Below are 10,699 nucleotides of genomic sequence, written 5' to 3' on the forward strand. Positions count from 1 at the left end.
ACGACTACCAAGGTTGGTGGAAGTGTACTAAAAGCTATAGTAACTTTCGGTGTTGACTTGATCTACATTTAATTTCTGCTATTACTTCAAATAGATAGATGTCGCTGAAATCAGCGCATCAATCTCTGCTGATACTTTCCGATAAGCCTCGCTGTTAACTGAGCCATAACGTTTTGTAAACGTGGCTTCGTCCATGTGTTCAGGCAAGGTTCTGGGATCAGGCATAAAATCCGTGTAGTCTTTTATGGTAGACATGGCTTGTTGCAATTTCCGCGCAGAATTTGGATTAGCAATTGCTAATGCACCAAAGCGTGTGCCAGCCTTATCGGCTGTCAAATCAACAAAGCTGAAACCGCTGCCACTTTGGGCATCCTGTAATTCTTTTTCTTCCCCTAATGCCTCAGCCATTTGGCTATTGACCGATGCGGTAATGGCTGCGGCACCGATGAAATGTTGGGCTAGATCGATACGTTTATATAAAAAAGCGGGGTAATAAGGTGAAAATTGCGTGTTTTTTGAGTTGTTTACATAATCATTAATGGTATTTATAACAATCCGATTCTCTTCAACCGCAGTTTCTAAGCTAGATCGTTGGTAGGCAAGCGCAAACAAAGGTTGAAAAAGGTCAGCCAGCGATAAACGCCAATCAGGGTCGTGCTGACGGGTAATCTCGACAATTTTGTTTTGGTAAACAGTGGCTTGATCGGTGGTATTGTGGGTGAGTAGCTCACGCGCGGTTTTTAGCGTGTATTTGCTGGGATGATAAGTAATGGTGATTTTTTCGTCGTCGATGGCGACCGCCTTGATCGGATCAGTCGCCAACAACAGATACTCATTTAAAGGCGTGTGTTTGATGACGGTTTCGATAACAAAAGCGGCAACTTTGGAAGGTAACAATAGCTTACCTGCCTTAAACTTGGTCAACGTGGGTAGTTGGCTGCCGTTTTCATTGCCTAAGCGAAAGGTAATATTCAGGTATTTACCCAGAAAATTTTCCGGTAAAGTAGCAGTGACGATAAACTTTATCTTATTTTCTTTTAAAGAAATCAATGCCCTGCCTTTGCTAAACCGGTTTAATAGATAATTGGCGGACAGGTTAAGGTCTGCTTGGCTTAATTCAATCGTACCGATTTCATCCAGTCTGGTTTTAGAGCCTTCACGCAGAATTTTTTTGGCACGACTTACATCCGCTTGCGTTATTGCCCAATCAAGTGGTAGATCCGGTTGATCGCTAATGCCAAAGAAAACCAGCATCGCAACCATCATGATAAGTGCGGCAAGGCAATACAAAGGCAGTCGTAATAAGGTTTTCATCGCCTATCAGGAAAATTCCAATTTGAATCCAGCCGCTTTTAGATAATCCGCTTCCTGGATTAAATCAGCATGAGTAAGCGGTGCGCTGAGTAGCCAGTCACCTGGAAAGCGTAGTTCAATTCTGGATTTCGTAATGGCTATCCTAAATTCGGGCAAATCGTGTTCCTGGCGATTACGGCGCAGCACAACAGCTAGACGTAGGACGATGGTCATAAACGCGGCGAGGTTGTTCCAAGGTGCAGGTAGTTCGTTAAAATGGCTACGCGAAAACTTGCGCTTATGATAGCGGATGATGGTGGCTAACAGCAGTTGGTCTTGGTTGGTAAAGCCAGCCAGATCGCCATGTTCGATGATATAAGCACTGTGTTTGTGGTATTGATTGTGGGCAATATCATGACCAATTTCGTGCAATTCCCCAGCCCAATCCAGAAATTGTGCGGCTTGTGCGTTGTTGAATAAACAGGATTCGTAATTCAATTGCATAAGCATGTAGCTAACCGTCTGTTTAATCCGGTCAGTATGTTGTTGGTCAGTGTGATAACGCTCTGCCAGGGTTTTTGCAGTAGCCGAGCGAATATCATGGTCATAAATGCGCCCCAACAAATCTTGGATTAGCCCTTCACGCAGTGCGCCATCAGCCACGCTCATTTGCTCAATGTCCAGGTTTTTGAAGGTGGCATAAGCAATGGCGACACCACCTGGAAATACCGGTAAGCGTTCATTATCCAAGTCAGGCAAATTCAGTTCATTGATGTGAGTACACTGTCTAATATGCGCGACCAAAAGTTCAAGACCGCTTAAGGTTATGCCGTTATTGCTCCAGCCTTTGGCTTGTAGCACCTTATCAATCGAGCGAAATGTTCCTGAAGAGCCTATGGCTTGATCCCAGTGTTTACGATGAAATTTTTTCTGGAACGGTTCAAGTTGTTGATCGGCAAACAAGATGGCTTTATTAAAATCGTTTTTCGATAATTTCCCTTGAGCAAAAAAACGCTTGCTCATGGTCACACAGCCCATAGATAGACTTTCTTTCTTTTTGGGGATGTCTTCCTTGCCGATGATATATTCCGTGCTACCGCCACCTATATCAACGACTAGCCTAAGATCACCTGTGCTACCGACACTGTGCGCTACACCTTGATAAATCAACCGCGCTTCTTCAATACCGGAAATGATGTGGATAGGATGATCTAAGGCTTGTTCTGCTTTTTCCAGGAATTGCTGGGCGTTCTTGGCTTTACGTAAGGTGTTAGTACCTACTGCCCTGACACTTTCATGCGGAAAATCGCGGATACGTTGCCCAAACCGCTCCAGGCAAGCCAATGCCCGTTTTTGGGTGTCTTGAGCCAACACATTTTTTTTGTCGAGTCCATCCGCCAATCTGACCATCTCACGTAGGCGGTCTACCGTCTGCAATTTGCCATCACTTAAGCTGCAAACAATCATGTGAAAACTGTTGGAACCCAGGTCTACAGCAGCGACACAGCGGGGTGGTTTCTTAGTCATGAAAATCCTGTTTTAGCTATGGATGAATGTGCAGGTCAGAGTTGGGTAGTGGGGAAAACCCATAACGCGTTGTTTGATAGGACGGAGTGGCAAACCTAAGTTTGCACTCCAAAACACACAAGCCCATCAAAAAACACAGTCTAAACCCACTACCCACAAGGTATTCGGGTATTTTAGAAGTTTCTGTGGGCTGTATCTGATAGAATGCCGAGTCATTAGCATAAACAATAATCCAGTTATTTAGCTGTTCAGTCTAATTTAACTGATTTGAGTATCCACGTTAAGCAATAGTTGCAACATGACGGCATTATCCATCAGCAATCTTAAGAAAACCTATAAAAATGGTTTTGTCGCCTTAAAAGGCATCGACCTGGAAGTTCAAGCCGGAGATTTCTTCGCTCTGCTCGGTCCAAATGGCGCAGGTAAGTCTACCGCAATCGGCATTATCAGCTCGTTGGTGACAGCAAGCAGTGGCTCGGTCAGCATCTTTGGGCACGATTTAGTTAAGGAACGCGAGCAAGCCAAAAGTTGCATCGGCCTGGTGCCACAGGAAGTCAATTTTAACCAGTTTGATACCGTGCAGGGCATCGTGTTGAACCAAGCCGGTTACTACGGAATGCCACGCAAACTGGCACTACAACGGACAGAACTGTGCCTGAAACAAATGGATTTATGGGACAAGCGCAATAGCATTTCCCGGCGCTTATCCGGTGGCATGAAACGCCGCGTGATGATCGCACGGGCAATGGTACACGCACCTAAGCTGTTGATATTAGACGAACCGACCGCAGGGGTGGACATCGAAATCCGCCGCTCCATGTGGAAATTGATGAAAGAAGTCAACCAACAAGGCACCACCATCATCTTGACCACACATTATTTGGAAGAAGCCGAAAGCCTGTGCCGCAATATCGCCATTATCGACCAGGGTAAAATTGTTGAAAATACCGATATGGCAAGCCTGTTGGCGCGGTTGAATGTCGATCATTTTGTGCTGGATTTGGCCGAGCCGCTTGCGGTTGTACCCGTACTGGAAGGTTGCCATGTAGAACGTACCAGTGACAAAGTGCTGGATGTCTCCGTACCCAAAGCGGTCGGGCTTAACCAGCTATTTAGCCAGTTAAGCGTGAAAAACATCAAAGTCCTCAGCCTAAAAAACAAAAGCAACCGCCTCGAGCAATTATTTATGGATTTGATCGACTCCAAGTCATCACAAAACAACCCAACACCACAAATAACCCCTTCTCCCCCAGCACCCCAAGGGCATAAAGGAGAGGGCAAGGGTGAGGGCTATTAAACAATGAACTACAGCATCGCCCTAAAGACCATCATCAAAAAAGAAGTATACCGCTTCTTGCGGATATGGCCGCAAACCCTGTTGCCGCCAGCGATTACCACGGCCTTGTATTTCCTCATTTTCGGTAAACTCATCGGCAACCGGATCGGTACGATCAGCGGCGCAAGCTATATGGATTACATCGTCCCTGGCATCATCTTGATGTCGGTCATCAGCCATTCCTACTCGAATGTGGTGTCGTCGTTTTACTCCACCAAATTCCAGCGCAACATCGAAGAATTACTGGTCGCGCCCGTACCCAATTGGGTAATCTTGACCGGTTATATCAGCGGCGGCATCTTCAGGGGCTTGTTGGTAGGCATCGTTGTCGCGCTTATCTCTATGCTATTTGCCGACATTGTGGTGTTGCACCCAGGACTTACCATTGCTGTAGCCATCCTGACCGCCACCTTATTCTCCCTGGCAGGCTTCATCAACGCGATTCTTGCCGAAAGTTTTGACGATATTTCTATCATCCCCAACTTTGTCTTAACGCCATTAAGCTATTTGGGTGGCGTATTTTATTCCGTCGATATGCTGACTGGTATTTGGCAAACCCTCATCATGGGCAATCCCATTATGTATATGATCAACGCCTTCCGTTACGGTATGATCGGCGTAACCGATGTGGATATTCAACTGGCGTTTATGATGATTGCGGGGTTTATAGTGTTGTTGGCAGGATTTAGTTTGGTTATGTTGCATCGGGGGACGGGGATTAAGAATTGACAAGTAGCCCGTATGAAGTGCAACGTAATACGGGGCATCGGAGCAACGAAAACCCAGATTCCGCAAGCTCCACCAGGCTACTCGCTGTCGTGCAGCATCGCTCACCTGTTTTACATTGGTGGGGTATAGCAACGAATGCGTTACGGGGTATGTTACCCCGTCACTCACGTTTTGCCGACGGTGGCGTTTTTGTGCCACGTCGAAACCTTACGAACGGGGCAACATGCCCCGTCCGGCTAAACAGAGCCTTTCATGCTGGTTATGCCACAGACATTTTCGGTCATGGGTTTTTGTATCGATTCGGCAGAAATATCTTGAAAATCCGATTATTTTTTGTAGTTCCAGTACTTTCCTTCGGTCACTCGCCATGATTCAATCGATATAGCCTTATTAAAGTTAAGCAAAATAGCACCCTCGTCAGCACTGTTGAACCACTTAATATGCAAATCTCGGTAACGTGCAATAACCTCTTCATGGGGATGTCCGAATTGGTTGCGATAACCTGCTGGAATCAAGATAACACTGGGCTTAACCGCTTTCAAGAACGCGGCTGTTGACGAGGTTTGGCTGCCATGATGCGGTGCAATAAGGACATCGGCTTTCAGCGCATCTTTATAATTTTCAACCAGCCACGACTCAGCCGTCGCCTCAATGTCGCCAGTTAATAGTGCAGTACCTTGTTGTGTGTGAATTTGTAGAACGCAGGAATTGTCATTTTCTGATGAGTTAGTGCCAATCTGCGGGGATATGATGGAAAATGTGACCTTATCCCAAGACCAGGATTGCCCCGCTTTGCACTGAGTTGGGGAATAATTACCCAATAGCTGCGGTACGCTGGTCAATAGTTTTTCGGTGCGGATGCTGGTCATCAAGGAAGCAGCCCCACCAATGTGGTCATTATCGCCATGACTGACAATTAAGGTATCAACCTTATCAGTACCTTGATTACGTAAAAAAGGGACGACAACGCTTTGCCCCATATCGCTGGTCGCAGAAAACTTCGCGCCCGTATCGTAAACCAGGACGTGATTTGTTGTTTGTACAACCGCCGATAAGCCTTGTCCGACATTCAATAAGGTCATTTTGATAACGCCGGATGCTATTTTGTCTGATTGGGTGAAAATCAAAGGCAACAGCATCATCAAACCTAGCCACCGAGATGGTATTCCCTTAGGCGCGAACAGTAATAGTATCCCTGGCACAGCAAAACTTAATGCCCACCATGATGGTTGGGTGTGGCTTATGGTCGATAAGGGCAAATCGGCTAATTTGACTAGAATCCACCATAAGCCCTGTAATGCAAAATCCACGACTAGGAATATTTTTGCCGCAGCTATCGGTACTACTAACATAACCAAAGTAGCAAGCAAGGCTAATGGGACGATTATTAAGCTGATGATTGGTACGGCGATTAAATTGGCTAACGGCGCAATCAGCGAAACTTGCTGGAAAAAGAATAATAATAACGGTGCTAATCCTACCGAAGTCACCCAGTTGATCTTGATACTGCCGCGAAAAAAGCTCGGTTTATCTAAACGTGCGGCGATAGTATAAATAATCAAACTAACGGCAATAAACGATAACCAGAATCCCGCCGATAATACGACCAGTGGATCAACAATCAGGACGGCGAATAAGGCAACAGCGAGGATGTGGTAAGGTCGAGTATTACGTTGCTGGATTACTGCAACCATAGCGATAGCAATCATCAATGCCGAACGCTGTGCAGGTACCGAAAAGCCCGTTAAGCCCGCATAAAATATGGCTGTCACTAACGCCACGATAGCCGCGACTTTCTGGGGAGACCATGCCAAAATACCTGTCCAAGCCCAAAGCCTGATGACCAATAAATACACTAGCCCGGCAACCAAACCAATATGTGAGCCGGAAATAACCATCAGATGGGTTGTGCCAGTTTTGCGGAATATGTCCCACTGGTTAGCAGAAAGACTGTTGCCATCGCCAATTGTTAACGCTTTAATCAACGGTAGGTTGCTACTATTAGCGAGTATTTGCTCTAATTGATCGGCGATATGTTGCCGCCAAACCAACAGGCTGGTTTGGGTAGAACCGCTATCCAACAGCTTAGGTTGCGGTTTGGTACGGATATAACCGGTAGCACCTATGCCCTCGACAAATAACCAACGTTCATAATCAAAACCGCCGGGATTAAGATTGCCATGTGGACGTTTTAATCTGACCGTAAACGACCAATGTTGCCCCGCTTTTATGGTCTGATCAGGGTAATACCAGGTTAGTCTTAAGTTATTGGGGACATTGTGCGCGGTCTTCACCACCTTGAGATTAAAGCGTACATGATTGCTTTCATGTTCTGGCAAATCAGCAATATAGCCTTTAATCTGAATATCCTGACCTGCCAACGACTCCGGTAATTGGTCTGCTAATCTAACCGAAGCAAATATAACCGCCCATAACACACCAGACAGGAAAAACACCCAACGCCAATAACGCAACCACGCCAGGACACCTACAATGGCGACACCCACAACCAGCCAAACAAGTTCTGGCAATGCCGACGGTTGTTGGACAAGCAATATTCCGGCAAGAAAAAATAGGATGCGTACAACCATTGAATGTGCTAATTATTTAGGTTGGAAATCTGGTAAACTTAGCCAAAAATATAACTATAAGAACACACATGGCTAAGGAATTTATACAAAAATTAATCCACAGATTCATCCCAAATCCAGAGGTCATTAGTAAGAACAAAAACCTCCAATTTTTAGGTGATAAATTACAAAACCCCAATCTTTGGCATATTAGTCGACGTTCCATCGCAGCAGCCGTTGCCATCGGTCTTTTTTTCGCCTGGGCACCAACACCCACACAAATGGCCTTTGCAGCCGCCGCCGCTATTTATTTCCGCGCGAACCTGTTGGTTTCGGTAGCGTTGGTGTGGATAACCAACCCTATCACCATGCCACCGCTGTTTTATTTTGCTTACCGAGTTGGTCTTCGCTTTTCAGGTCATCCGTCACCTGCTGATGATTTCGTCTTCTCTTTAGAAGGGTTGTGGTCTGGCTTGGGAACGGTGATGGGGCCATTCTTGCTGGGTTGCCTTATTTTAGGTTTGCTATGCTCGCTTGCTGGCTACATTGGCATGGATTCCTACTGGCGTTATCAAGTCAGCAAGAAATGGGCAGCAAGAAAGCAGAAACGAGCTGAACGATCAAAATAGAAACCAGTTATAAAATACTTTTTACCTTTAACTTAACGATGTAGTCATGAATCAACAAGCTATCAACCTTATAGAACAATACTATACTGCTTTCAACAGCGCCGATATGGACACTTTTTTAAACCTGCTGACTGATGATGTCATCCATGACATCAACCAGGGCAAACGTGAAATCGGTAAGGATGCCTTCAAGCAATTCATGGCTTGCATGAATTTCAACTATAAAGAGCAACTGGTTGATATGGTGATTATGGCGACAGCCGATGGCACGCGTGCTGCTGCGGAGTTTGTCGTTTTAGGCAAATATATCCAATCCGATGAAGGCCTGCCTGACGCAAAAGGGCAAGAATACCATCTTCCTGCTGGTGCATTCTTCGAGATACGTGACAACAAAGTCGCCCGGATTACCAATTACTACAATCTGCAAGATTGGATCGCCCAAGTTGGCGGGTAGGTTGCTATTTAAATCAGGCAAACAAATTGTTCGTAAAGGCGCAACTAACTCAAAGCAACCTTGCCTTCTGGATTTCGGCAACTCCTTCCAGAATGACAGTTTTTTGACTCAATTACCTTAAGAAATAAGTGCATTATGAAATTAGTCAGCATTGCCATTTTTGTGGGATTGATTCTGCTTTATTTTGTGAATGCAGCATTAAAAATTGACATCTTTAATTGGGAGATGCTCGTCCACAGTGGCATCCGGTTTTTCACGGGCTTCATTATTTTAGGGATTGGCTATTTCTATGAACACAAAATTAAACTAAAGATTTCAGTTTATTTGGTTTTAGCGTTGATCTTGGCCGATGACCTTATGGATTACTACAGGCATGTAAATAGTTTTAGTGCTGAATTTATGGTTCATGGCTTCTACATGCTGTTATGGGGAGCTTTGGTTGGCTATTTTTCTATGAGGTATGCCAAAGGTAAAATTGACAACCAGTTATAACAACGGCTTGGTGTCGTTTTCTCAGGAATGAGCCTTTAAACCTAAGCTGTGTGATGCAACTCCTTCGATATACCACGGGGTCAGTTAAATCGCTATGACACATGGTCTTAACTGTGACGCTAAACATCTATAATGCAGCTTCACCTATTTCATGCCAGAATATGCGCCCTTATCGCCCTAGATTGATCGCTGATTAATGAAAATCGCAATTTTGTCCCGCAACACCAAACTCTATTCGACCATACGCTTAGTCGAAGCCGCCGAAGCACGCGGTCATGAGGTCAGAGTATTGGATGTTTTACGGTGTTATATGAACATCACCTCGCATAATCCATCCATCCATTATCGCGGCGAAGCATTAACGGATTTTGATGCGGTCATTCCCCGCATCGGTGCGTCTGTTACCTTTTATGGCACGGCAGTACTGCGCCAGTTTGAGATGATGAATGTATTGCCGCTGAATGAGTCAGTGGCGATTTCCCGCGCTCGTGACAAGTTGCGTTCCATGCAGTTGCTTGCCCGTAAAGGTATCGGTTTGCCAGTGACCGGATTCGCCAATAATCCAGATGACATTGCCGACCTTATCGCCCAAGTGGGCGGTGCGCCGTTGGTCATAAAATTATTGCAAGGCACGCAAGGCATTGGCGTAGTGCTGGCCGAGACGCACAATGCCGCAGAAAGCGTTATCCAAGCTTTTATGGGCTTGAAGGCCAATATTATGGTTCAGGAATTTATCAAAGAAGCAGGTGGCAGTGATATTCGTTGTTTTGTGGTCGGAGATAAGGTGGTGGCGGCAATGAAACGGCAGGGCTGTGACGGTGAATTTCGGTCTAATTTACATCGTGGTGGTTCTGCGTCCTTAGTGCGGCTAACGCCAGAAGAACGCTCTACTGCCGTACGGGCGGCAAAAATTATGGGCTTGAATGTCTGTGGCGTTGATATGCTGCGTTCTAATCATGGTTCTGTGATTATGGAAGTTAACTCCTCACCGGGATTAAAGGGTATAGAAGAAGTCAGCGGCAAAGATATTGCTGGTTTGATTATCCAGTTTATCGAAAAACGTTTTGAGTCATTGGAAACGGTAGATATAAAATCAGCCACTCGAACGCGTACGCGTGGTAAAGGTTAACTGGCTTTTATCAATAGTTGGTATTGATTCTTTTGGGGGGCAATAAAAGCCTACGACTTAAAAATCAAATTCAGAATCATCAAAATCGTCAAATTGGTCTCTTAATTGTTTTTTTTCCCAATAAATTTCGATTTTTCTGCGGGTATCTCTTTTGATGATTTCTTTTTCGATGCCATCAACTAGCGGCACAAATTCACCCTCCTCGAAAATATCGTCAGCATCGTGTTCGACTTCTGTACTGCTTTGCGAGCCTGTCTTTGCTATTGGTTTAGATGTCTCATTCGTCATTTTGGGATAGCCTCACATAAAATATCTCTCGTTTAATCGCAACACAAGCGTTTACAGCAAGTGGGTATGTCTACATAAATGTAATAATAGCTGGTTTTATGGGAACTTAGATTCAACTCATAAGTGCAATTCATTTTAACGTGATTGAAAGAGGTTAGCTGATATAGTTCAAGGCTTTTTCAATCCGACCAAAGATGAGGAAGCTTATGAAAGGTTATAAACAGCTAACCCAGATACAAAGATACCAGATTG

General features: G+C 45.1%; 10 protein-coding genes. 6 read left to right on the forward strand and 4 right to left on the reverse strand.

Features of this window, described 5'->3' with window-relative positions; genetic code table 11:
* Nucleotides 1-81: 81 nt before the first annotated feature.
* The gene (locus tag AC1YY3_RS09585; RefSeq protein ID WP_481824520.1) at nt 82-1,314 is read right to left on the reverse strand and encodes a hypothetical protein; all 1,233 of its coding nucleotides are present in this window, start codon (nt 1,312-1,314) and stop codon (nt 82-84) included.
* A 6-nt stretch (nt 1,315-1,320) separates the two neighbouring features.
* A complete protein-coding gene (ppx, locus tag AC1YY3_RS09590; protein WP_481824521.1) occupies nt 1,321-2,820 on the reverse strand; it encodes an exopolyphosphatase in 1,500 nt (499 codons plus the stop codon).
* Between the two features lie 298 nt (nt 2,821-3,118).
* On the opposite strand from ppx, the gene AC1YY3_RS09595 reads away from it, so the two are divergent.
* Together AC1YY3_RS09595 and AC1YY3_RS09600 are read left to right on the forward strand one after the other, a co-directional pair.
* Nucleotides 3,119-4,117, forward strand: a complete 999-nt coding sequence (locus AC1YY3_RS09595; RefSeq protein WP_481824522.1) for an ABC transporter ATP-binding protein — start codon at nt 3,119-3,121, stop codon at nt 4,115-4,117.
* A gap of 3 nt (nt 4,118-4,120) precedes the next feature.
* A complete protein-coding gene (locus AC1YY3_RS09600) occupies nt 4,121-4,885 on the forward strand; it encodes an ABC transporter permease (RefSeq protein WP_481824523.1) in 765 nt (254 codons plus the stop codon).
* Nucleotides 4,886-5,211: 326 nt separating this feature from the next.
* On the opposite strand, the gene AC1YY3_RS09605 is transcribed toward AC1YY3_RS09600, so the two are convergent.
* Nucleotides 5,212-7,476: a DNA internalization-related competence protein ComEC/Rec2 gene (locus AC1YY3_RS09605; RefSeq protein WP_481824524.1), complete on the reverse strand. Its 2,265-nt coding sequence runs from the start codon at nt 7,474-7,476 to the stop codon at nt 5,212-5,214.
* A gap of 68 nt (nt 7,477-7,544) precedes the next feature.
* On the opposite strand from AC1YY3_RS09605, the gene AC1YY3_RS09610 reads away from it, so the two are divergent.
* The 4 genes from AC1YY3_RS09610 to rimK all read left to right on the forward strand — a co-directional run bounded on the left by AC1YY3_RS09610 (nt 7,545) and on the right by rimK (nt 10,159).
* Nucleotides 7,545-8,084 (forward strand): DUF2062 domain-containing protein, encoded by a 540-nt coding sequence (locus AC1YY3_RS09610; RefSeq protein WP_481824525.1) that lies wholly within the window; start codon nt 7,545-7,547, stop codon nt 8,082-8,084.
* 46 nt (nt 8,085-8,130) lie between these two features.
* On the forward strand, nt 8,131-8,538 hold the full coding sequence (locus AC1YY3_RS09615; RefSeq protein WP_481824526.1) for a ketosteroid isomerase-related protein: 408 nt from the start codon (nt 8,131-8,133) through the stop codon (nt 8,536-8,538).
* Nucleotides 8,539-8,673: 135 nt separating this feature from the next.
* Nucleotides 8,674-9,030, forward strand: coding sequence for a hypothetical protein (locus AC1YY3_RS09620; protein ID WP_481824527.1), 357 nt, complete (start codon nt 8,674-8,676; stop codon nt 9,028-9,030).
* Between the two features lie 196 nt (nt 9,031-9,226).
* A complete protein-coding gene (gene rimK, locus AC1YY3_RS09625) occupies nt 9,227-10,159 on the forward strand; it encodes a 30S ribosomal protein S6--L-glutamate ligase (RefSeq protein ID WP_481824528.1) in 933 nt (310 codons plus the stop codon).
* A gap of 57 nt (nt 10,160-10,216) precedes the next feature.
* Here the strand turns inward: rimK and AC1YY3_RS09630 are convergent, their stop codons facing one another.
* The gene (locus AC1YY3_RS09630) at nt 10,217-10,447 is read right to left on the reverse strand and encodes a PA3496 family putative envelope integrity protein (RefSeq protein ID WP_481824529.1); all 231 of its coding nucleotides are present in this window, start codon (nt 10,445-10,447) and stop codon (nt 10,217-10,219) included.
* Nucleotides 10,448-10,699: the final 252 nt, after the last annotated feature.

This window comes from Methyloglobulus sp., from assembly GCF_964779595.1.

Bases quoted from the DNA above. Each gene is read 5' to 3' on its own strand.
- ppx (WP_481824521.1), bottom strand. From the start codon at position 2,820: ATGACTAAGAAACCACCCCGCTGTGTCGCTGCTGTAGACCTGGGTTCC.
- AC1YY3_RS09610 (WP_481824525.1), top strand. From the start codon at position 7,545: ATGGCTAAGGAATTTATACAAAAATTAATCCACAGATTCATCCCAAAT.
- AC1YY3_RS09585 (WP_481824520.1), bottom strand. From the start codon at position 1,314: ATGAAAACCTTATTACGACTGCCTTTGTATTGCCTTGCCGCACTTATC.
- AC1YY3_RS09605 (WP_481824524.1), bottom strand. From the start codon at position 7,476: ATGGTTGTACGCATCCTATTTTTTCTTGCCGGAATATTGCTTGTCCAA.
- AC1YY3_RS09630 (WP_481824529.1), bottom strand. From the start codon at position 10,447: ATGACGAATGAGACATCTAAACCAATAGCAAAGACAGGCTCGCAAAGC.
- rimK (WP_481824528.1), top strand. From the start codon at position 9,227: ATGAAAATCGCAATTTTGTCCCGCAACACCAAACTCTATTCGACCATA.
- AC1YY3_RS09595 (WP_481824522.1), top strand. From the start codon at position 3,119: ATGACGGCATTATCCATCAGCAATCTTAAGAAAACCTATAAAAATGGT.
- AC1YY3_RS09620 (WP_481824527.1), top strand. From the start codon at position 8,674: ATGAAATTAGTCAGCATTGCCATTTTTGTGGGATTGATTCTGCTTTAT.
- AC1YY3_RS09600 (WP_481824523.1), top strand. From the start codon at position 4,121: ATGAACTACAGCATCGCCCTAAAGACCATCATCAAAAAAGAAGTATAC.
- AC1YY3_RS09615 (WP_481824526.1), top strand. From the start codon at position 8,131: ATGAATCAACAAGCTATCAACCTTATAGAACAATACTATACTGCTTTC.